Annotated in this window: 23 protein-coding genes; 7 read left to right on the top strand and 16 right to left on the bottom strand. The window is 56.8% G+C overall.

Going from position 1 to position 22,180, the window contains the following annotated elements:
• The first annotated feature begins 39 nt into the window (after positions 1 to 39).
• A complete protein-coding gene (locus AC5DB9_RS00765; protein WP_272992978.1) occupies positions 40 to 1,143 on the top strand; it encodes a MarR family winged helix-turn-helix transcriptional regulator in 1,104 nt (367 codons plus the stop codon).
• Here AC5DB9_RS00765 and AC5DB9_RS00770 read toward each other — a convergent pair.
• Together AC5DB9_RS00770 and AC5DB9_RS00775 are read right to left on the bottom strand one after the other, a co-directional pair.
• On the bottom strand, positions 1,090 to 2,706 hold the full coding sequence (locus AC5DB9_RS00770) for a Na/Pi cotransporter family protein (RefSeq protein ID WP_272992975.1): 1,617 nt from the start codon (positions 2,704 to 2,706) through the stop codon (positions 1,090 to 1,092). The two genes, AC5DB9_RS00765 and AC5DB9_RS00770, sit on opposite strands and share 54 nt — an antisense overlap.
• 112 nt (positions 2,707 to 2,818) lie before the next feature.
• Entirely contained in the window at positions 2,819 to 3,274 is a 456-nt protein-coding gene (locus AC5DB9_RS00775) for a YaiI/YqxD family protein (protein WP_272992972.1), read from the bottom strand.
• Positions 3,275 to 3,382: 108 nt separating this feature from the next.
• Between AC5DB9_RS00775 and AC5DB9_RS00780 the strand changes: the two genes are divergently transcribed.
• From AC5DB9_RS00780 to AC5DB9_RS00795, 4 genes are all read left to right on the top strand, one after another.
• Complete coding sequence (locus AC5DB9_RS00780; RefSeq protein ID WP_272992969.1) at positions 3,383 to 3,787, top strand: thiol-disulfide oxidoreductase DCC family protein; 405 nt, start codon at positions 3,383 to 3,385, stop codon at positions 3,785 to 3,787.
• Positions 3,777 to 4,484, top strand: coding sequence for an SDR family NAD(P)-dependent oxidoreductase (locus AC5DB9_RS00785; protein ID WP_272992967.1), 708 nt, complete (start codon positions 3,777 to 3,779; stop codon positions 4,482 to 4,484). Before AC5DB9_RS00780 ends, AC5DB9_RS00785 begins: the two co-directional genes overlap by 11 nt.
• Before the next feature lie 110 nt (positions 4,485 to 4,594).
• A complete protein-coding gene (locus AC5DB9_RS00790) occupies positions 4,595 to 8,275 on the top strand; it encodes a response regulator (protein WP_272992964.1) in 3,681 nt (1,226 codons plus the stop codon).
• A 38-nt stretch (positions 8,276 to 8,313) separates the two neighbouring features.
• Positions 8,314 to 9,543, top strand: a complete 1,230-nt coding sequence (locus AC5DB9_RS00795; RefSeq protein WP_272992961.1) for a methyltransferase — start codon at positions 8,314 to 8,316, stop codon at positions 9,541 to 9,543.
• Here the strand turns inward: AC5DB9_RS00795 and AC5DB9_RS00800 are convergent.
• Complete coding sequence (locus tag AC5DB9_RS00800; protein ID WP_272992958.1) at positions 9,523 to 9,939, bottom strand: hypothetical protein; 417 nt, start codon at positions 9,937 to 9,939, stop codon at positions 9,523 to 9,525. The two genes, AC5DB9_RS00795 and AC5DB9_RS00800, sit on opposite strands and share 21 nt — an antisense overlap.
• 144 nt (positions 9,940 to 10,083) lie before the next feature.
• Positions 10,084 to 10,659 carry a TetR/AcrR family transcriptional regulator gene (locus AC5DB9_RS00805; protein ID WP_272992955.1) on the bottom strand — a complete coding sequence of 192 codons (576 nt, stop codon included), beginning with the start codon at positions 10,657 to 10,659 and terminating at the stop codon, positions 10,084 to 10,086.
• 102 nt (positions 10,660 to 10,761) lie between these two features.
• On the opposite strand from AC5DB9_RS00805, the gene AC5DB9_RS00810 reads away from it, so the two are divergent.
• The gene (locus tag AC5DB9_RS00810; RefSeq protein ID WP_272992952.1) at positions 10,762 to 11,991 is read left to right on the top strand and encodes an NADH:flavin oxidoreductase; all 1,230 of its coding nucleotides are present in this window, start codon (positions 10,762 to 10,764) and stop codon (positions 11,989 to 11,991) included.
• On the opposite strand, the gene AC5DB9_RS00815 is transcribed toward AC5DB9_RS00810, so the two are convergent.
• Positions 11,986 to 12,435 carry a styrene oxide isomerase gene (locus AC5DB9_RS00815; protein WP_272992950.1) on the bottom strand — a complete coding sequence of 150 codons (450 nt, stop codon included), beginning with the start codon at positions 12,433 to 12,435 and terminating at the stop codon, positions 11,986 to 11,988. The genes AC5DB9_RS00810 and AC5DB9_RS00815 overlap by 6 nt on opposite strands.
• A 94-nt stretch (positions 12,436 to 12,529) precedes the next feature.
• On the opposite strand from AC5DB9_RS00815, the gene AC5DB9_RS00820 reads away from it, so the two are divergent.
• Complete coding sequence (locus tag AC5DB9_RS00820; protein ID WP_084495471.1) at positions 12,530 to 12,682, top strand: DUF2256 domain-containing protein; 153 nt, start codon at positions 12,530 to 12,532, stop codon at positions 12,680 to 12,682.
• On the opposite strand, the gene AC5DB9_RS00825 is transcribed toward AC5DB9_RS00820, so the two are convergent.
• The 11 genes from AC5DB9_RS00825 to AC5DB9_RS00875 all read right to left on the bottom strand — a co-directional run bounded on the left by AC5DB9_RS00825 (position 12,667) and on the right by AC5DB9_RS00875 (position 22,164).
• Complete coding sequence (locus AC5DB9_RS00825) at positions 12,667 to 13,539, bottom strand: hypothetical protein (RefSeq protein ID WP_272992947.1); 873 nt, start codon at positions 13,537 to 13,539, stop codon at positions 12,667 to 12,669. The genes AC5DB9_RS00820 and AC5DB9_RS00825 overlap by 16 nt on opposite strands.
• A gap of 225 nt (positions 13,540 to 13,764) precedes the next feature.
• Complete coding sequence (locus AC5DB9_RS00830; protein WP_022958616.1) at positions 13,765 to 15,141, bottom strand: tetratricopeptide repeat protein; 1,377 nt, start codon at positions 15,139 to 15,141, stop codon at positions 13,765 to 13,767.
• Positions 15,141 to 15,743 carry an energy transducer TonB gene (locus AC5DB9_RS00835; RefSeq protein WP_022958617.1) on the bottom strand — a complete coding sequence of 201 codons (603 nt, stop codon included), beginning with the start codon at positions 15,741 to 15,743 and terminating at the stop codon, positions 15,141 to 15,143. The genes AC5DB9_RS00830 and AC5DB9_RS00835 overlap by 1 nt, the downstream gene beginning before the upstream one ends.
• A gap of 6 nt (positions 15,744 to 15,749) precedes the next feature.
• Entirely contained in the window at positions 15,750 to 16,157 is a 408-nt protein-coding gene (locus tag AC5DB9_RS00840; protein WP_022958618.1) for an ExbD/TolR family protein, read from the bottom strand.
• A 10-nt stretch (positions 16,158 to 16,167) separates the two neighbouring features.
• Positions 16,168 to 16,695 carry a MotA/TolQ/ExbB proton channel family protein gene (locus tag AC5DB9_RS00845; RefSeq protein ID WP_022958619.1) on the bottom strand — a complete coding sequence of 176 codons (528 nt, stop codon included), beginning with the start codon at positions 16,693 to 16,695 and terminating at the stop codon, positions 16,168 to 16,170.
• 7 nt (positions 16,696 to 16,702) lie between these two features.
• Positions 16,703 to 18,088 carry a MotA/TolQ/ExbB proton channel family protein gene (locus AC5DB9_RS00850; RefSeq protein ID WP_273009837.1) on the bottom strand — a complete coding sequence of 462 codons (1,386 nt, stop codon included), beginning with the start codon at positions 18,086 to 18,088 and terminating at the stop codon, positions 16,703 to 16,705.
• On the bottom strand, positions 18,088 to 18,915 hold the full coding sequence (locus tag AC5DB9_RS00855) for a DUF3450 domain-containing protein (RefSeq protein WP_022958621.1): 828 nt from the start codon (positions 18,913 to 18,915) through the stop codon (positions 18,088 to 18,090). Before AC5DB9_RS00855 ends, AC5DB9_RS00850 begins: the two co-directional genes overlap by 1 nt.
• Before the next feature lie 300 nt (positions 18,916 to 19,215).
• On the bottom strand, positions 19,216 to 19,719 hold the full coding sequence (locus AC5DB9_RS00860; RefSeq protein ID WP_273009835.1) for a dihydrofolate reductase: 504 nt from the start codon (positions 19,717 to 19,719) through the stop codon (positions 19,216 to 19,218).
• Between the two features lie 9 nt (positions 19,720 to 19,728).
• A complete protein-coding gene (locus AC5DB9_RS00865; RefSeq protein WP_273009833.1) occupies positions 19,729 to 20,568 on the bottom strand; it encodes a thymidylate synthase in 840 nt (279 codons plus the stop codon).
• A gap of 1 nt (position 20,569) precedes the next feature.
• Complete coding sequence (gene lgt / locus AC5DB9_RS00870; protein ID WP_273009831.1) at positions 20,570 to 21,367, bottom strand: prolipoprotein diacylglyceryl transferase; 798 nt, start codon at positions 21,365 to 21,367, stop codon at positions 20,570 to 20,572.
• 2 nt (positions 21,368 to 21,369) lie between these two features.
• On the bottom strand, positions 21,370 to 22,164 hold the full coding sequence (locus AC5DB9_RS00875) for a sulfite exporter TauE/SafE family protein (protein ID WP_022958625.1): 795 nt from the start codon (positions 22,162 to 22,164) through the stop codon (positions 21,370 to 21,372).
• Between the last annotated feature and the right edge of the window lie 16 nt (positions 22,165 to 22,180).

Raw genomic sequence — 22,180 nt, forward strand, 5'->3', positions numbered from 1 at the left:
ACGCCGCGCACACCCACATCAACCCAGACCGAATTGGCCATGCCCGATAAACACTCTGCACTGCAGCGCTTTCGCGATAACCCCCTGCGTCGCCTGAACCACCTCAGCAACTACTGCGAGCAGCGTAGTATGCAGGCGCTGGAAGACCGGGGATTTGATCGTCTGGCCATGCACTTTGCCGCGCCGATGAGTCTGCTGGCCCAGCGCCCGCACCGCCTGACCGAACTGGCGGAGCGACTGGCAATGAGCAAACAACTCTGCCTGCAAAGCCTACGGCCGATAGAACAGGCGGGGTATATCGAGCGCCGAAGCGACAGCGATGACCGGCGCGCCAAGCAGATCGCTCTGAGCAAGCGCGGCGAAGCATTGATTGCCGTTGCCGACGAAGCGATGCGCGCTATTAACGAGGAATTCAAAGCGCTGATCGGCGACGAAGCGGTAGAGTATCTCGGCCAGTTTTCGCTTGAGCTGTGTGAGCAGCTTGGGCTGCCCGGCTTCGCCCAGCAACGACCGGCAGGCTTGGCGGGTGGCTTGAACTTTCCGCTGCTGATCGGTCTGCTGAACCGCAGCATTCACCGCAGCCTGATGCAGGGGACGATGGCACGGGGCTACGACCGATTGCAGATGTCCCACGGTCAGGTACTGGCCTGTATAGATCCCGAGGGCAGCAGCGTCGGCGATATCGCCGCCCTGAATGCGGTCTCAAGTCAGGCGATTTCCCGCGTGGCGCGGCAGTTGAGTGAACTGGGATATATCGAACGCCGCAGCGACCCCAATGACGGGCGAAGCCAACGGCTGGTTTTAAGCGAGAGCGGCAAAGCGCTGGTGACCGATGCGGTCGCCGTGATGGATAACTTCGAATCCGTCCTGCAGATGGGACTCGGTGAAGCCGCGTATCAACGCTTCACAAATGCGGTAAACCAGCTACACAGCGCACTCTTTGAAACCGCGGCCCCGCCCGCAACGCAGACCTCTTCAGCCCTGTCGACAGAGACTTTGTTGCAGGCCTGCGCCGACTGCCTGGAGCATCGCCAGACGCGCCACAGCGCGCAACTGGAACAACGACTGGGCACAGACGGATACCAGCAGCTACAGCGACTCTTGGCGTTCGCCGCTGGCCGGCAGGTAGGGAGAAAGCCCTGACAGGCGCTGGTAGTAAGACAGGCTGCGGGCCAAGTGTCGCGCCGAGCGTCGCTGCCAGCGCAGGGCATCCAGATACCGATCACCGTTTACGGTATTCTCGCGCCCTTCGGCAATATCGACCATCAGGGCTTCGCGCGCCTGCTCGGTATCCTGCTCACAGCGCGCGGCGAAAGCCACAGCCTGTTCTGCAGCCGCCGCCCAGTCCTCGCTCGTCACCGTTTTCAACAGCTGCCGACAACCATCGTCAAAAACAACGCCCGAATGTAACGGCGGCCCTTTGTCCTGCCAGCGCTGCGCCGTTTCCCGATCGGCCAAGCGATGATGCAGACGCTGCATATGATCGATCATGTGCATACAGGCCAGCAGCGATTGCCACTCCTGCTGGTCGGTAGGATGCAGGTGGATGTCATCGACAAAGCGCTGGCAGCGTTCAATCGCATCCCCCAATTCCCGGTGCCGCTCTGGCTGCGCAGATGGCTGATTACGCGATAGCGCAACCGTGTACTGCAGCAGCGCCGTGAACATCCGACCGAGGCTGTGGCGCACGGCCTCCAATGCAACCGTGGGGTCGCGCAGCAGTTGGCGATCCAGATTCTCGGTGAATGCGTCCTCTGGCGGCGGCACCAGCCAAAGCATCAGCCGCGCAAACTGAGACGCCAGCGGCAGTACCAGCAGCACACCCAGAAGATTAAACAGGCTGTGAAAGCCAACCAGTGCCAGCTCGGCCTGCTGATAGATCGCGTCGGGCGAAAGCCACTGCCACAGGGCAACGTAAGGCAGCAACAAAACGAACGCCATCAGCCCGGTAAACAAATTGTAAACAACGTGGGAATAGCCGGTGCGGCGAGTGTCAGCCGAGCCGCCCAGCGTAGCAAACAAGGCAGTTGCGGTTGTTCCCACATCCATACCAATCACCAGTGCGGCCGCCTGCTCAAACTCCAGCGCCCCACCGTGTACCGCGGTGATGGCGGTGGCGACCCCGGCGCTCGAAGACTGGGTAATCAGGGTAATCAGCACGCCCAGACCCAATAGCTGGAGACGCCCAAGCCAGGTGTTGTCAGGAAAGACGGTCGGCGTGAGCTTGCCCTCAAGGCCCGCCATACCGCTTTGCATCACATCGATGCCGACAAAGATCAACCCAAAACCGGCCACCGCCAGGCCGGCCGCGCGCGTTCGTCCTCGCCCAAATAGATGCAGCAGCGCCCCCAACAGAACAACCGGCAGCAGCAGTGTTGCCAAATCGAGCTTGAAGCCCAACAGGGCAACCATCCAGCCGGTAATGGTGGTGCCGAGGTTGGCGCCGAAAATGATCCCCAGGGCCTGGGGATAGCTGAGCAGCCCCGCGCCGACAAAACCGACTGCGGCCACGGTTGTGGCGCTGGACGACTGAAGAATTGCCGTGCTTACCGCACCGCTGAGAGCCCCCGACGCCGGGCTGTGAGTAAAGCGTGTCAGGGCCCGTCGCATGAGCTCTCCGGCCACGGCCCGCAAACCATCGGTCATCAATATGACGCCGACCAGAAACAGCCCCAGCCCTCCGGCCAGCTCCATCCACTGATTCAAGATTGCCTGTCCTCCTTCGTCGGCACGACTTCTGCGCTACACCCCGACATCTGCAGGGTAACGGCAGGGTATTGTGCGGCGTTTCTGCCCCGGAAACGTCCCGTAGATATGCCTACCCTGTACGGTGGTGACGCGCCAGCAGGCGGTCCAGCTCGTTGGCAAACGCCTGTTTTTCACGCTGGCCGTAGGCATTCTGACCGCCGCTCTGAATTCCCGATGCGCGCAGGGTTTCCATAAAATCACGCATATTCAAACGGCTGCGGATCGTGTCTTTGGTATAGCGCTCGCCCCTCGGATTCAGCGCCATACCGCCCTTGGCAATGACCTCCGCCGCGAGTGGAATATCGCTGGTGATCACCAGATCGTCGGGCTCGCAACGTTTTACAATCTCATTGTCGGCAACATCAAAGCCACTGCTGACCTGCAAACAACTCACCTGTGGCAGCGGCGGCACGGGCAGCGACTGATTTGCCACCAGCGTCACGGTCACACCGGTTCGTTCAGCGGCCCGAAACAACATCTGCCTCACCACCACCGGACAGGCATCGGCATCCACCCAGATTTTCAAATGGTCTCTCCTTCCATTCGCCCGGCAGCGATTGGACAATGGCTGCGCCGAACTCATCGCTATGCAAAGATGATGCGTACAGACACTATCACTGACGCTGGAGGGATTATGACGAGTCTTACCCTGTTTTACGACGGTCGCTGTCCACTCTGCGTTGCAGAAATGCGGCGCCTTGCCGAGCTGGATAGCGGCGCCCGGCTGATCTTTGAAGATATCAATCACGCCGACTTCAGCGACCGCTACCCTCATATCAATCCGATTGCCGCGAATCGCATTCTGCACGGCCAGACGAATACCGGGGAAATGCTCTACGGCTTGGATGTCAGCTGTCTGGCGTGGAAAGTCGTGGGCAAACACCGGTGGATGGCCGCGCTGCGCTGGCCGGTAATCCGCTGGTTTGCCGATATCGGCTATCGCTGGTTTGCCCGCCATCGCTATACCCTCTCGCGCTACCTCACCGGGCAGCCACGCTGCACCAGCCATTGCGAAAACCTCCCTCGCCATGGCAAATGAGGCAACACTCGTTGTCGGCGCCAGCAGTGCCATCGCCCAGGCTCTCATCCACGCCCAGCATCAACGTGGACACCGTGTTATTGCCATCAGCCGCCGTCCTGCAAGCGGCCAAACCGACTGGCTGCAATGCGACTACAGTGATGCCCAGATTGCCCATACTATCCACGCGCTGCGTGAACTGAATTGTCACTGGCGCCGGGTTTTTATCTGCAATGGTGTCCTTCATGACGAGCAGGCCATGCCCGAAAAGCGCCTCGAGGACCTGTCATCAACCACATTGCAGGCGCGCTTTCTCAGCAACAGCATCCTTCCCGCGATGTGGCTACAGGCCCTGCTGCCACTGCTGCGCGGAAAGACGCCCTGCACCGTTGCGGTCCTCAGCGCCCGTATCGGCAGCATTGCGGATAATCGGCTCGGCGGCTGGTACAGCTACCGCGCGTCCAAGGCGGCATTGAATATGCTGCTGAAAACGGCGGCCATTGAATTCAGCCGGCGCGCCAAGAATATCAAACTTATCGCCTTCCACCCCGGCACCACTGACAGCCCACTGTCAGCACCGTTTCAACATTCCGTCGCCGACGACGCCCTGTTCACCCCCGAGTTTGTGGCAGAGCGCCTGTTGTCGCTCTGCGATGCGCATGCCCCCGACGGGCAGCTAAGCTATCTAGACTGGGCGGGAAAACCCATCGCCTGGTAGCCCCGCGAGTGGAAAATACGCATTTGCCACTCAGCGAGTCACACCTACCATGAATGTCTGCCAATCCCCCGGCCGGGAAGACTGGGGTGGGCACTCAGAGCGGAGAGAGCATGGGCTTAGGCAAATACAAACCGGGGCAGCGCGAGCTGACGGGCGTCGGAATCGACACGCCCGGCGGGCCTGTATGGTTGTACAAAGCCGCGCTGATCGCCTGTCTGGTGCTGATCGTTGGCGTTGCCATTTTTGTCGACATGCTCAACAGCCGCTACGAGCAGCTTAACCAGCGCGACGCCGTTCGCAGAGACCTCAGTGTGGTCGTCGCCCGCCTTGAAAGCAGTATTATGGGCGATATTCAGGCGGCTAGGGCACTGATCGCGGCCGTTCGCCTGAACCCCGAACTTGAAAAGACGCAGATGGATCACTATGCCGCCCCCCTGCTGGAGGGCGAGAACAATCTGCGGAGTCTGGCGGTCAGCCGTGACTATCGACTCGACTACGTCTACCCGCTCAAAGGCAATGAGGCCGCACTGGGCCTGGACTTTCGCGATCACCCGAAACAACTGGCCGGCCTGCAGCGCGCCCTTCAAAGCGGCCAACCTCAGCTCGTCGGTCCGATCAATCTCGTACAAGGCGGTCAGGCGATTATCATTCGACTGCCGGTTGCCAGTCGCCCCACCGCAGGCGGCGCCAACTATGCCGTATCGGCCGTTATTGATATCGACTCATTGATTCGCGACACCTTGGGCGACAGCCACGGCGTCAGGCTCGACGTTGCCATCCGCACCTTTAACAGCAGCGAAGGCACCAGCGCCTCCATCGCGGGCAAGATGTCTCTGTTCGATCCCGCGTCAAACCCGGTGTTCAGTCAGGTCAGCCTGCCTTACAGCCAGCCTTGGCAGCTGGCCGCAACACCTGCTGGCGGCTGGCCCGCAGAAGCGCTTTTCACGCCTTTCCGGCTCGGGCTACTGGCCGCATCGCTGTTCATTTTTGGCGGTATTTTTGCGATCTCCTGGCTGATTCAGCGACGTCAGGAAAGCAACCAGCTTCTGGAGCGTCTGTTTGAACTGTCGCCGATCGGCATCGTTCTCAATGAGTTTTCCTCCGGACAATTTATTTCCGCCAACTCCGCTATGCGGGAACGGCTGGGCTACAGTTCCGCCGAGTTTGCCCACCTCAGCTATCAGCAAATCACGCCCCCGGATTTCGATGAAAGTGACAAGCGCTTTATTGCCACGCTGCACCGGGACGGCCGGATGGGCCCCTATCGCAAATCGCTGATCCGCCGGGACGGCAGTCTGATGCCCGTTGTCATCAACAGTATTCTGTTCAACGACAGTCGTGGGCGGCAGCTGATCTGGTCGATGATTGAAGATATCTCCGACAGCCAGCGCGCCGAGCAGGCCATGGCCCGGCAGCAGGAGATGCTGGAGTCCATGAGCGTACAGGCCCGCATTGGGGCCTGGGAGTACGACGTCGCCTCTGGCGAGTGGCGCTGGTCGGAAATGATCAAGGAAATCTGCGGTGTCAGTGACGAGTTTGAGCCGGACCTGGTATCCACGCAGGACTTCTATACCAATGACGCCATGCGCGACGACTTCCGCCGAGGCATTCGCCGCGCGATCAAGTACGGCGAGGCATTCAGTAAAGAGCTGAAAATTCATACCCAGGATGGTCGCTCGCTGTGGGTACGCGTGATCGGCAATCCGGATATGGAAGAGGGCCGCTGCCTGCGCATTCACGGCTCCTTCCAGGATATTGACGAGCAGAAGCGAGCGGCGGAGGCCTTGATCAAGGCCCGTGACGACGCCGAGCAGGCCGCGCGGATCAAGAGCGAATTCCTTGCCACCATGAGCCACGAAATTCGCACCCCGATGAATGGCGTGCTTGGCATGCTGAATCTGCTGGATAATTCACGACTCGACTTCGAGCAGGAACGGCGGGTCAGCATCGCCCGCAGCAGCGCCAGATCGCTGCTGTCGCTCATTGATGATGTTCTCGATTTCTCGCGGATCGATGCCGGTAAGATGACGCTCGAAACTCAGCCCTTCAAACTGCGAGAGCAGATTGAAGAAGTCTGCGAAAGCATGTCACTGCGCAGCCAGGAAAAAGGCCTGGAACTGATTATCGACGTCAGCCACATCGAGGTTGATACGGTGGTAGGCGACTCTGCCCGGCTGCGCCAGGTACTGACTAATCTGCTGGGCAACGCGCTGAAATTCACTGAAAAAGGTGAGGTTATCGTCGCCGCCAGCCTGCACAACAACGGTCGGAATTGGCAGCTGAACTGCCACGTGCGAGATACCGGCATCGGCATTTCTGCAGAGAAACAGGACCAGTTGTTCACGGCATTTACGCAGGCCGATGCGAGTACGACTCGTCGCTATGGCGGCTCGGGCCTGGGACTGAGTATCAGCCAGAAAATCTGCGAAGCCATGGGCGGAAAGATTACCGTGACCAGCCTGCCGGGCGAGGGCAGCGACTTCTGCGTGACGCTGCCGCTGGAGAAAAGCCCCGATGCAGAAACTGACGGCCAACCCGCTGCCGGCAAACGTATCTGGCTGGTGGAAGATAATCAGAGCACCCGTGAGAGCCTGACGCGTCAACTTCAACGCTGGGGCGCCGAGGTGATGTGCTCCACAAGCAGTGAGCAGGCCTTGAGCCAGGCGGAAAGTGGCAGCGATCAAATCGCCAACATCGATTTGGTGATTATCGACCGTTATATGGAAGGGCTGGACGGAACCGAACTGGTTCAGTTTCTGCGTCAGGAACCGCTGCTCTCGCAACTGCCCATCGTATTGCTGTGCAATATCGCCAGCGAGGGCACTGAAACGCATTTCCGCTCACTGGGCTTTGACGCTTGGTACCCCAAGCCCATTACCACCGCCAATCTGCGTGAGATGCTGGCGCTGGACCCGATGACCGCGTCACCCATGAATGCCCGCCCACTTCAACGCGATACGACGTATGACAGCGAGCAACTGAGCGGTCGTCGTGTGCTGCTGGTTGAAGACAACGCCGTCAATCAGGAAGTGGTCCGCTGCCTGCTCGACGAGCTGGGGCTTCAGGTCACGGTCGCCGGAGACGGGGAAATCGCCCTGCGACTGCTAAAGCAACAGCAGAATGACGACTCTCCACCCTTTTCAGCGATCCTGATGGACTGCCAGATGCCTCACATGGACGGCTATGATTGCACCCGCCATATTCGTGCCGGCCTGGCAGGAGAGGCCGCCCGCCAGCTCCCGATCATTGCGCTCACGGCCAATGCCTTGTCTGGCGACCGGGAAAAATGCAGCGCAGCGGGTATGGATGATTATCTCAGCAAACCCATTGAGCCGGAGCGGCTGCAAAGTAAGCTGATGAACTGGATTGCGCCGACAGCCCATGAACGCTGCCCAGCACTGGAGGACGGCACCTGCCCCGAGCAACGGTGGAATGCAGCCAAGGCACTGGAATCAGTAATGGGGCAAGAGAAAACCCTGAATAAACTGCTGCTGATGTTCAATGACTACAGCCGGGAGCAGCAAAGCGCGCTGCGGGCTGCCGTCACCCAGGCCAACATTGAGGACATCGTTCGTATTACCCATGCGCTCAAAGGCAGCAGCGGCCAGTTGCAGGGAACAGCCTTGCGGGATGCCGCAGCGGCACTGGAACTCGCAGCCAGCGAAAACAACTGGGAAAAAATTCACTTCCTCTACCCGCAGTTGCAGCAGCAGTGGCAATTGCTGTGCGAATGCTTTGAACGGCACTTGAGCCGCCACGCCAGTCCTATTCGCCAGCAAATGAACAGCTGAGCCCTCTCCGGCGACGCAGGCGAGGTATACTCGCCGACATGTCGCATACCACTCCCACTCATTGGCAAAAGACCCTGCAGCAGATCGATACGATGCTGCAGGAGCACGTGCTGCTTTGGCAGGCAGAGTATGCTCGCGACCACCGTGCGGCCCAGAGCCAGTCCCGTTATGCCTCCCTGTTTGAGGCGCTCCGGCGACTGAATGACGACGACGTTTGGCAATTGCAGGGCGATGATCTTGCCCTGCTGAATACGCTCCGGCCACACTTTTCCTCCGCCCGCGACATCGCGCGGCTGATTCACGTCCCCGGCGCAGAGGCATTGAGCGCCGTCGAGCCCCCGGCCGGCCTGCCGGGCAAAAAGTGGCAACAAGTCCAGGCCTTTCTCAACGGCCTGCGTCCTCGGCAACAGCGCGTTGTTGAATGGTGCAGTGGTAAAGGACTGATCGGTGAGGCACTGTGCCTGCCGCCCTTTTTATCGCCAGAACTGTCGATAGAAGGGCTAGATATCGATGAGCATCTGGTCTCAGCAGGCAATCAGCGCGCGCAGAAATATCAGCAGCCGCGCCGCCTCCATCAATGCGACATTTTCAGTCGAGCCAGCGAGCAGTGGCTCAGTCCAGCCCACACGGTGTTTGCGTTGCACGCTTGCGGCGGTCTGCACCAACATTTACTGGAACGGGGCTGCGAGCAGGGTGTCGCCCAAATCCTGCTGTCGCCCTGCTGCTATCACCGTTTTGTTGATCACTACGTACCGCTTTCAGCGCAACTGAAAGCCTCTCCACTCGCGCCATCGACAAACGACCTTCGCCTGGCCGTTAGACAGACGGCAACAGCTCGACAGGGCGAGCGGGAGGCAAGGCGGCAACTGCAGCTCTGGCACCTCGCCACAAAGCAATTCGCGGCGCGCCGGGGAGTGTCGATGTCGAGCTATCGCAGCCTGCCCCACAGCGCGGCAAAACGCGGCTTCGACTATTTTCTGGCGCAACAGCTCGACGCCAATCGGCTGCCCAACAAGCTGGTCAGTGACGGAGAGCGAAAAGAACTATTGGACGACGCAGAGAGGCTGCTGTGTGATCAGGAGCGGCGCGAACTGGCGGCCATGATGTTTCGGCGTCTGCTAGAGTTGCGCTGTGTGCTCGACAGCGTGGTCTATCTTGAGGAACACGGCTATACGGTTGCGCTTGATCGCTTCTGCTCGCCCCAGCTAAGCCCGAGAAACCTGCGAATTCACGCCTGGCGAGGTGCGTCAGCGATCGGCGGAATATGACTGGCTGACATTGCGGCCGTTCCCGTCGGCCGCCAGATACTCTCGACTATCCACCCAACCGCTCTCCGTATAGAAACCCCAGTGCCGAATCTTAGGCCCCGTAACAAACAGCGTTAAGCTGTCTGGCGACTGCAGGGCCAAGCGGTGAGGAGCCCGCGACATACGCGCGGTGACACTGCCCTCCCGCAACAGGCGATGTCCCTTTGGCATGGTCTCATCGATCTTTCCGCGCAATACCACCGACAGATTGAACAGCCACGGGTGATCGTGCAGATGCGTATCGGGATCATCGGCCTGAACGTGGTGCAGATAGAGGTTAAACAAGCGGTTTTTGGGAATCACATGCCAGCGGGTCAGGTAGCGCTCACCAATGGTTTTGGCAGGTGGACGCTGCATGACTTGATCCGCGCGCTGCTGAAGATATCGGAGGACTGGCAAGGGTAGTTTCATAAACAACATCCAAGGCGACCATCTTGCGAACGGCCACTATTGCGAAATGCGCAAATTACCAGATGGCCGATAAACCGGCCACCGGCGACGTCAGGCAAATTGATCCAGCGCTTCAAGAAACGGCATCATGGCGGCACTGCTGTCATAGTCGGGATATTCGCCGCGCATCAAGCCGGCTTCAGTCAGCGCTGCAAGCAGCATACGGGCGTAGAGTTCGCGGTCGCGCTCACTCAACTGGCGATCTGGCCACATGGCATCGAGACGCATCTGGGCTTGCTGAACAACACCGCTGCTACGCAGCCGCTCACGCCCCAGCACATGGGGAGCGTCGAACAGCACAACCTGCACGAAGCCCGGAACATCACACATCGCCATAAAACGGCGCCAGGACTCAGCCAAACCTGCAGGCTCGCCATTGGCGCCAGGTTGTTGCAGACGCGCAAGCAACTCCTGCTCATAGCTGTCGGTCACTGCCTCAAACAGCGCTTCTTTGTTGCCAAAGTAGTGGTAAATCGGCCTGATGGTGGTCCCGGCCTCACTGGCAATATCTTCAAGCGCCGTGCCTTGATAGCCTTTTTCACCAAACAGCTGGCGGGCACAGGCCAAAACCTTGCCTTGGGTTTCTTCACGCCGTTGCGCCTGGGTGCGTCGTTGGGTATGTGCCAAAAATGCATCTCCGCCTGTCGGGGGCGACAGTGTAGCTTGCTTTTTGCAACAATGATATGTAGCGTTATTACATATAATTAAAAGCCAATTTGAGACCGCCTCATGACCCACCCAGCAAACGCCACCCCAATGGATCGCGAAGCCGCGTTACAGCATTGCTTCAGTCCCGCCAAGCTCAACGGAATCACACTGAAAAATCGTCTGATTAAAGCAGGCACCTTCGAGAACATGACGCCAGGAGGCCGGCCGTCTCAGCGCTTGGAAGATTTTCATTGTCGACTGGCAGACGGCGGTGTAGCGATGACCAATATTGGCTATTGCGCGGTAACCGGCGACGGCCGGCTCAATGAAAATATGATGTACATGCACGAAGGCATACGCGGCGAACTCAGCTCACTGATCGACAAGCTTCACGCACGAGACTGCAAGGTATCCGGCCAAATGGGGCACTGCGGCGGCTTCTCGAAAAACCGCGAACTCAAACGTAAACGACCGCTTGGCCCCAACTTCGCGGTCAATGGCCTGGGTGTCGGTTGTGGAATGTTCTTTGCCGATGGCATGACACATGCCGATATTGATGAAATGGTCGCCCAGTATCGAGACGCCGCCGGCTTTATGAAATCTGTGGGCTTCGATTCACTGGAAATCCACTTCGGACACGGTTATGGACTCTGCCAGTTTATCAGCCCCAAAACCAATAAGCGCAAAGATGAGTACGGCGGCAGTCTGGAAAATCGCATGCGCTTGCCGCTACGTGTGCTGGCCGCCGTACGGGAGGCAGTGGGTGATGATTACCCTATTACCGGGAAGATCAGTATGACCGAAGGTGTTCGCGGGGGTATCAGCTACGACGATTCTGTCGAGATCAGCAAGCTGCTTGATAAGGGCGGGATAGACGCCATCGTGTGCAGCGGCGGCACCAGCACCATGAACCCGATGATTATGTTCCGCGGCGACAATATGCTCCAGCCGATGCTGGACAACGAAAAGAGCTGGATCATGAGGTCGATCCTTCGCCTCGCAGGAAAAAGCCTGTTCCGCGACTACCCTTATGAAGACCTGTATTTTCTCGATCAAGCCAAGCGTATCCGCGAGGCGGTGCAATGTCAGACGATCTATATCGGGGGCGCCAACGGCAACGATAATTTCGCGGAGCTTATGCAGGCCGGCTTTGACTTTGTGCAGATCGGCCGCAGCCTGTTGAGCGACCCGGATCTCCCCAACCGCAGCGCCGCCGACATCGGCTACCGCAGTCGCTGCCTTCACTGCAATGAATGTGTGGGGACAATAGAAAGCCCCCAAGGCATTCATTGCACTCGCTTCAGCCTATGATTCCCGGCGGTTCGCCAAAGCAGCGACGATGAACAACGGCACAGCAAACATCGGCAGACACCCGGGAATATAGAAACCGTAAACGATAAAGGCTTCCAAACCCGTTTCAGGCACAATCAGGCGCTTTTGCACAAACAAGGCGTTGATGATGGGGCCGATGATATTGGCGTAGCAACCCAGGATCAGCGCCCAGCGGCCGACGCTGACCATTTTTCCCACGCGATAGATAGCTGGCCATGCGGCGGCGATGGCGATCACGGCAATACCGTTCACCAAGCCTTCCATATGCGCAAACCGCCAGCTTGCATAGAGCGGCGTGTCGTTGGGTCCTGTCGCGGCGGCGACGGAAAAGCCGATCCCCGATAGCAAACCGAGAAAAAGAATGATCAGGCCGTGGCAAACCAGCGCCTGCTGTTGTGCTGTCGATTCCTGTTTCACAGACATAATGTCCCCTTTTTATTGTTATATCCGGTAGCTCTGAACACCGCTGTGAGGCGTATACCGCAGAGTTCAGCAGGCGAGATTATGGCGGTTAATGATGGTTCACCACAAGACGCAGCTCCCCAGCAAAATCTGTCCGGCCTGCCAGCGCCCATTTAACTGGCGGCGGAAATGGAAGCACCAATGGGATGAAATCCGTTACTGCTCACAGCGCTGCCGACAAGCGCGGCGAGTTCACTCGGAAAAGTAGACGTCGAGACGAAATGTCAGACTTGCTTCCGCGTCCCAGCCATCCTCCCGCGCAAAATAGCTTTCCGGACTGACCGTCAGAAATACCCAGTCTTCGTGTATTCGCTTTCGGTAGTTAATGCCGACAAAATAAGCCGTGAGGCGCGCGTCGTTCTCTGTGTTGAATAGCACACCGCCGCGGTATTCGATCGATGTGCGGTCGGTTAAATCCGTACTGAGTGCGAGCATCTGCAAATGGTCCCAGTAGTCTTTATTGTCTTCAAACTCCAGAACGGTGAAATACCTGAGCTGACTCGCGCCCCATAGCGGTCGGCGCATATCGTACTCCGAGGTCGCCCCCCAACCGCGATCGCGATACCACCAGAACTCCTGCTGAAACTCTCGTCGCCACAAGCCCCAATCGTTAAATGGGCGCCGCAACCGCGTCCTGGCAAAGGGCACCAACGGCGCGCGTACGCGTATCCCGATTCGGTTACTTCGCTTCCATTTGTGCCATTCGGAATCGGGCGTAAATTCGAGACCGGCGACCGATTCCTCCCGGCGAATCCGTTCATCTGTTGAATTGCTACGCGTACGGTCTTCAAGATTGGAATCATTATCGGCGTCACTGTTAAAAAACAGTTTTGCCTTTTTTTCGGTGTTTGGCAGGTCAAACTTGGCTTTTATTCGGGCATCCGTACCCAATTCACCCTGCTCCTCCACGGTCTCCCGCAACTGGATCCGGATATAGCTTTCGTTCACATAATCGTTTGGGGGCGCCTGACTGCTGAAATAGCGATCCATGGTTTCAGCGAAGCTGACCCAACGGGCAGACCAAATATCGCGGGTCTCCTCAGCCGTACTCACTGAGCGGGACAAAAACCCATCCTGCGAATCATCCGCAATCGCGTCTTCCGCCAACACAACGGGACTGATGGCCGACAGCAACGCAACAACAGTAATGGATATTCGGCAACGAAATATAAGCCTGTCCCCTTTAGGAGGTCTTTACAGGAAACTATATAGGCTCAGCGCGTATTCGCCAGAGAGCGGGCAAAAAAAAGGCACCCTATATTGGGTGCCTTGGCGGTTCAACTCGTCTGATCAGCCGTCTTTCAACGCTTCCTGACGAGCCAGCTCACGGTCCATGAACTGTATCCACTGTGCGGCGTAGTCCTTGGACTTTTCATCCTTCATCGCAGCCTTGAAGGCCTTTCTCGCTCCATCGTAGTTCTGGAGGTTGAAACGGGCCATGCCCAGTACCAGATAGGCCGTATCAGGACGCTTCAGATCCCCTTTCTTGAATGCGTTTTCGATAGCCTGTGCAGACTTCTCAAACTCATCGTTATCCAGGTAGATGCTGCCCAAACGTGCCCAGAGCTCGCCCTTATCAGACTTGGCTGCGGCCTTTTCCATTTCAGGAATCGCACGTTTGACTTCCTGAGCCTGGCGCCATGCGTTACCCAGCAGCTCCAGGTTTTTGGACGTCGACGGAATCGCGCCAGCTTTAATACCTTTATCCAGAACTTTGGCTGCCTTGTAAGGCACTTCCTGAGACAGGAACAGGTAAGCCATATTGATCAGCTCTTTGTCCTTCTCAAGCATGCCTTGCTCGTAGGCGGCTTCCATTGTGGCAGTGGCTGCGAGTTCACGTTTCTGCTCGTTGTACATAGCAGACAGCTGTAACCAATAAGCCTTCTTCTGGTAGTGCTTCAGCGTCTCTTCGAGAATATCCACCACCTTGTTGATGTTGTTTTTCTCGTAGTACAGGTAACGCTGCAGCCCCCACCATTGCTCTTTGGGGACTTTGCCACGCGATTGGTAATCATCGATAGCAACTTCGATGTACTTCAGCGCACGATCAAGATCCTTAAGCTGGTAATAGCCCTGTGCCAACAGTGCATAGGCGCCAGCACCCGGCTCTTCCTGCAGCGCATCCTTCGCTTTAAACCACTCCAACAGCACTTTAACGCCGTTTTTGTAGTCTTCTTTAACGAAGTAAAGCTGTGCAATGGTGTACTTGGTATTCAGTTCCATTGCTTCAGGAATGTCCGGCTGCTTAACCACGTTGCGGTAAGCGTCCAGTGCCTGATCGTACTTCTCTTGCGTGAAGTAGATGAAGGCATACATGTTGTACAGGTTGGCCAACTCATAGCTGTTGAGCGAACCACGACCTTCTTTGTCGCGCAGGTCGTTCAGCAGGCGAATAGCTTCGCTGTAGCGCTTCTCGTCTGCAGCAACTTGAGCTTCGTTCAGCTTTTCGAAGATCTTGGCTCGAATCGCCGGCGTGCGACGCGTGCTGCGCTTGGGTTTGTCTTCCTGCGCGTGGGCGGCACTGATGCCGTCCATCTGCAGAGCTGGCGCCAGCAGATTACTGGCGACCGGCGCCGCCAGCATTGCGGCAACACCCAGACTGAAGGAGCATGCCAGATTGACCAGCACCGGGCGCACGGACTTCGTGCTCACGTGAGAATCAGTCATCATTTCTCCAACTCATAGGTGAAGCGGTTCTGAATCCCCGGTACTTCAATGGGCTCACCATCCACAACACGAGGTTTGTACTTAAACTTCTCGGCTGCTTTGATGGAGGCACGCTCGAAGTAACCCGGGGGGCTACAATCCACCGGCGCGATATCGCGAGTGGTACCGGCTTTGGTTACGGTGTACTCAACCGTACAGTAACCTTCGACACCACGGCTCTGTGCACGACGCGGATAAATGGGGGCAACCTTAACGATTGGCAGATATTCACCGTCGGACGCTGACAGACCGCCTGCAGTATTGGTCATCTGCAGGGACTGTTGAGGGGCCATGTTCACCACCTCCATGTCCGGGTTTACATCTTCCATCTCCGGCTGTTCCATATCCGGCGGCGGCTCTTCAGGCTGCTGCGGCTTGTCCGGCTTGCTGTCTTTTCTGGTTTCGATCTTAGTGTCCGGCATCTGAATATCGGCCAGCTTAGTACGCGGTTTTTCATCCAGCGTCTTGTCAGCTGTCTCGATCAGATAAGGCATGATGATGAACAGCGCTGCTGTCACCAAAAATGCCAGTCCGGCACCGATCAGAATGCGAATGCTCTTCATAATCGATCAGCTGTCTTCAGTGGCCAATGAAACATCGTATACGCCTGCCGCACGGCTGGCGTCGATAACCGCAGTAACCGTCTCAGTATTCGAGGCTTTATCCGCCTGAATAACAACAGCTCCTTTTGGGTTTTCAGCGTGCATACGCTCAACAACCGAACGCACTGCGCGCTTGTCTACCCGGCGCTTATCAATCCAGATTTCGTTGGTACCGGTCACAGCAATCAGAATGTTGACATTCTCTTTCTTGCTCGACGTTGAAGCATCGGGGCGGTTTACCTCGACACCCGCTTCTTTAATGAACGACGCTGTCACGATGAAGAAGATCAACATGATGAAGACCACGTCGAGCATCGGCGTCAGGTCGATTTCTGAGGAATTCTCCTCTGCACCTGCTTTGCTATGCTTTCTCATAACTGTTCTCTTAATGATCTGTTGTCAGATGGTCTTCCAAAAGCTCATTCTCGCGCTCAGCAATACTCTTGATGTAGGTATTGATGAAAACACCGGAGAGCGCCGCAACCATCCCCGCCATAGTCGGGATGGTTGCTTTTGAAACACCGCCAGCCATCGATTTGGCATCGCCACCACCTGTTACCGCCATGATGTTGAACACTTCAATCATCCCGGTAACCGTGCCGAGCAGACCCAATAGCGGACACAGTGCCACCATGGTCTGAATCATTGGCAGGCTCGCGTTGATCTTGATGGAAACTTCCGAGATCAATTTTTCGCGAATCTGCTTGGCATTCCAGGAATTTCGCTCAGAGCGAGCTTCCCAGGTGTTAATGGCGTTGCCGACGTCTTTCGACAGCCCGAACTTGTAATACCAAACCCGTTCAATAGCGAGAGTCCACATGACGAAGGTCAGGGCGGCGATGGCCCAAAGTACATCGCCCCCAGACTCCATGAATCGTCTTATGATCTCGATCCATTCATTCAGTTGGTACATCGCTTAGTTACCCCGCGCGCCCTTCTGTGTGTTCGGCAATGATGCCGGTCGACTGCTCATCGAGCACGTGCAGAATTTTCTTGGCGCGACCGCTGACGAAGGTGTGCAGCAGTACAGTCGGGATAGCGACAATCAGACCCAGTACAGTAGTTACCAGTGCACCAGAGATACCACCCGCCATCGCTTTCGGGTCACCCGCACCGAAGATGGTGATCGCCTGGAAGGTAATGATCATACCGGTTACGGTACCCAGCAGACCCAGCAGCGGTGCAACCGCAGCAATGATCTTCAGCAGGTTCAGCGAGCGCTCAAGGCGAGGTGTCTCTTTCAGAATCGCCTCAGACAATTTCAGCTCGAGGGTTTCAGCATCCATATTTGGATTCTGCTCGTGCACTTTCAGTACGCGACCCAGGCTGTTGTTGTCGTTTGCCGTGCTGCTCTTCAGCTGTGCGCCCACTTTCATGTCCTCGATAGACAGAACGACCAGACGCCACAGAGCAATCAGCAATGCCAGAACACCGACGGCCGTGATGACGTAGCCAACAACACCACCTTGGTGCCAGCGTTCAGTCAGCGTCGGGCTGTCAATCAGTGCAGCCAGGTAAGAACCACCCGTCGGACCCGTGGGGTCAACACCGAAGGGGGTTACGCCAGAGCTGGCAGACGCCAGATCGCTTGCCCAGCTGTTGTACGCACCGCTTGGCTGACGAGACAGAACCGCAACGGTGCCATTCTCGGGGATGTACTGCAGGTAATCGCCGTCGCTGTTAACCAGGTTGAAAGTACCCACACGAACGACGTCTTGCTGGGTCTTTTCGCCACCAGCAGTAGTCACTTCGGTGTTGAACTTAACAACACGGCCAGATTCAGTCATTTCGCGCTGAAGTTCGAACCAAATACGCTCGATTTCTTCGATGCTCGGCAGATCTTCGGCACCCGCCATTTTCTCGATCAGCTCGTCTACGAACTGCTCGCGATTGGGGTACTGAACACTAACGATAGACGTTTGGAAGTTAGAGCGCATGTCGCCAGCGGTTGAGGTCAGGTGACCAAACAGCTCGGTCAGGGTACCCAGACGCTCTTTCAACTGACGCTGTTTCTCGGTCAGAACAGTTTCGTTCTCTTCGAAAGTGTCCTCCAGTCTGGAAGAACGCTTCTCTTCAGATTCCAGCGTCTTGTTGGCCTCGTCGAGCATTTTCTTCTGCTCGTAGCGGGCATTGATGAAGCGCTGCTCACGGGCCTTCTGCTCACGTGCATCGCTCGCACCGCCCTGTTTGACCATTTGCAGCAGTTCGTCCAGCGACTTGGCTTCTTGAGCCATCACTGGGCTAGTGGCAAAAGCAATTGTGCCGCCAATTGCCAGTACGGCGGCTTTCAACAGATTACGTTTCATTATTTAGCAGCCTCCGGAGCCGGAATCGGGAGTTTCATGATGTCGATAGACGCTTGCTTACGGGCAATACGCAGACCTTTCTGGATTGCACCGCGGTAATCACCCGCGTCCAGCTCAACCCATGCACCCTGAGTTTTATCCCAGGCACCTGAGTGCTCACCATCTGTTGTTTGGTACAACAGACCAATACGACCAATGCGCAGGAAGTTCACGTCGCGCTCTGCGCCGTTAACCGTTGCGACACCTTTATAGCTGTCGATTTTGCGGCCATATTCATTTTCGATTTTGTAGGCTTCCAGCACTTGGCGGAATTTCTCCGCGATGCTGATATCTGAGCGGTCCATGCTGCTGCGCAGGAATTCAACGCGCTCTTTGCGCTCGTCGATGTGGAAGGGCACGTCCAGATCAACAAACTGCTCCAGGCCATCGATCATGCGGATCAGCAGCGGAGTAATTTGGCGCTGGATAACGGTGGCTTCATCAACCGCCTTTTCCAAACTGGCGATACGACGCAGCTGACCAGCAATCTGCTTCTCAAGGCGAGCGTTGTAGACGCGAAGACCATCAACCTGCTTCATCACAGTTTTGTAGTCTTGCAGCAAGTCGCCCGTTTCCGCAGCCAGGCGGTCGATGCGAACTTGTGACGCCTGTGCAGATTTGGTGCGCTGCTCGCCAACCTTGACGACTGCACTGACGGGAACAAGCGGCTTGGCAGGCTTAACCTGCTCAGCAGCGTCCTGTTCAGCGGAATACGCAGACGACGCCGCTAACACACTGGCTGTCGCAGCGACCGCCAGCGCGATTGATTTCAATCGATGCATTTTCATGGGAATTGCTTTTCCTATTTGGGACGTTTAGTGAAAGCAGAGCTTATTATCTATCTGTCAGCCGTACGTACGACCAGTCTCAAGACCGTGCTTTCATACAGCGGGACTTATTTTAATCACGGGCATTCTCAAGAATCAACGAGAAAGCTAAATGTTTCGTAATATAAAATTTAGGAAAAACAGGGGGGCAAAATTTGTTACTCCAATGTAGTTTATGGTAACAAATTGAAATATTTAGGTAACAAAAGGAGCGTAGTATATTCTGCCCCCCAGGTTACAAATCGAGCAATATTCAGCGACTCAACGTCTCGACAACAGCACGAAGGCATAGGCCGGCTGATCAGCCTCCTCCGGGTAACACTCTCGAGACACTTCTTCCCACTCGCCATCAATCGGCGGATAGAAGGCATCACCAGCGACCCTAACGGCCACTTCTGTCAGATAAATCCGCTCCACGATCGCCATACTCTGGCGGTAAAGCGTCTCTCCGCCGATCACAAACACCTCGTCAACACCATCGCGCCGAGCAATGGATTTGGCGGCGTCGAGCGCCGCCTCAAGACTGGCGACAAGCTCCGCCCCATCTGCGCGAAAATCAGACTGTGACGACACCACGATATTGCTGCGCCCCGGCAGCGGACGACCGATAGACTCCCAAGTCTTGCGCCCCATGATGATCGGCTTGCCCATGGTCAACGCCTTGAAATGCTTCAAGTCGGCCGACAGACGCCACGGCAGGGTGTTTTCGACGCCGATAACACGGTCATCGGCCATCGCAACGATATGGGCAACAGCAATACTCACAACAATCTCCTAAACCGCGATGGGGGCCTTGATTCCCGGCTGAGGGGAATAGCCCTCAAATTCGAAGTCATCAAACTCGTACTCAAAAATCGACGCGGGCTTGCGATGGATAATCAGCTTGGGCAGCTCTCCCGGTTCTCTCCGCAACTGCTCCTCGACAATCTCGTCAGTAAGATGGTTGTGATAGAGGTGGCAGTCGCCAAAGGTGTGCACAAAATCGCCTACCCCCAGATCACACTGCTGAGCAATCATATGTGTCAGCAAGGAATAGCTGGCGATATTGAAGGGTACTCCCAAGAACAGATCAGCACTGCGCTGATAGAGCTGACACGATAATTTGCCGTCGGCGACGTAGAACTGGAACAGAGTGTGACACGGCGGCAATGCCGCTCGCCCGCGGCGCACATTTTCGTGAGGACTCAGCGATTCATCCGGCAGATCAGCAGGGTTCCAGGCATTCACCAGCAAGCGCCGCGAATTGGGCTTATTGCGAATCATGTCCACCACTTCACTGATCTGATCAATGGTTGAACCATCCGGACAGGCCCAGCTCCGCCATTGCTTGCCGTAGATCGGCCCGAGATCACCATTGTCCAAGGCCCACTCGTCCCAGATGCTGACACCCCGATCACGCAGCCAGTGGTTGTCGCAACTGCCATTGAGGAACCAGATCAGCTCGTAAATCACGCTGCGCAGGTGCACTTTCTTCGTTGTCAGCAGAGGAAACCCCTTTGACAAATCAAAGCGCAGTTGGCGCCCGAACACCGACCGGGTGCCCACGCCTGTGCGATCACCTTTATCGACACCGTTGTCGCGCACATCGCGCATTAAGTCGAGATATTGCTGCATCTTATTTCCCCTGAGCCGCAGCCCGGCGGTAGGCATAAACGAAAATTCCTGCGCCGAGTAGAATCATCGGCAGCGACAGCAGCTGCCCGCGAGTCATCCAGCCCAATGCATCGAAACCGATGTGACTGTCCGGCTCGCGCACAAACTCTACAATAAAGCGGAAGCAGCCATAGCAGAACAGGAACAACGCTCCAGGCGCCAACGCAGGACGCTGACGACGGGTATAAAAGAAGAGAATTAAAAACAGCAACACACCTTCCAAGGCGAACTGGTAGAGCTGCGAGGGATGACGCGGCAGCTGAGAGGGGTCATTAGGAAAAATCATGCCGAACATGCTGTCCGTCTGCCTACCCCACAATTCCTGACCGATAAAGTTGCCGAGTCGCCCGAGCCCTAGGCCGATGGGGGCCAGCGGCGCAATGAAATCCCACAGCGCAAACACCGATACGTTGATACGTCGAGCATAGACCGCAATCGCAACGACCACGCCCAGCAGGCCGCCGTGAAATGCCATTCCACCTTCCCATACCCGCAACAGCCACAGGGGGTCACTGAGGAACTGTTCGAAATTGTAGAACAGCACATACCCCATGCGGCCACCAAGAATAACCCCCAGCGCACCGTAAAAAATCAGGTCCTCTAGCTGCTCTTCTTTTATCGGACTCCAAGGCTGGGCACAGCGTTTTTTGCCCAAGTACCAAGCGGCGGCAAAGCCAAACAGATACATCAGGCCGTACCAGTGAATCGCCAGCGGCCCGAGCTGGACCGCAACAGGATCGATATTCGGGTGAACCAACATGCCTATAAGGCTCCGTAAATAAAGTGACTGCCGATCGCAAACAAAAACAGCGCGAAACATTGCTTAAGTCGATCGGCGGGTAAGCGCTGCGCAAGATTAGCGCCGATACGCGCAACCGGCGTGCTGCAGAGAATAATGGCCAGCAGCGCGGGCCAATACACAAAGCCTGTGCTCCAGGCAGGCAAATCTGGATGACCAAAGCCTGCCACCATATTGCTGAGCGCACCGACAATCGCAATGGGCAAACCGCAAGCCGCCGCTGTCGCGACTGCGCGTTGCATTCGCACCTGGCACCAGCTTAGATACGGCACGGTCAACGAGCCGCCGCCAATTCCAAACATGGCCGACAGAAAACCGATTCCGCCCCCTGCCACAAATACCGCCGGGCGGGAGGGCAGACTGCGCCCGGGGGAGGGTTTCAGGCCCAGCATCATCTGCACAGAAATCAGCAATGCAAAAATGCCAAATACCAGCTTCAGTCGCTCACCTGGCAGCGCCGCTGCCAGCGCCACCCCACCTACAACCCCCAGGGCGATGCCGGGCGCCAACAAACGCCACACCGGCCAGTCAACATTCCCGTGGGCGTGATGCGCACGCACCGAACTGATTGAGGTAAACACGATGGTTGCCAGCGACGTTCCCACTGCCAACTGCACGGCGACCAGCGAAGACACGCCCTGCAGTGCAAAACAGTAAATCAGGGCAGGCACAATCACCAGACCCCCACCCACACCAAACAGGCCTGCGGCAAAACCCGCCAGCACGCCTACCAGGAGATAGATCAGGATAATGGTCACGCGCGCCCCCAAGAAC

This window comes from Spongiibacter sp., assembly GCF_984394615.1.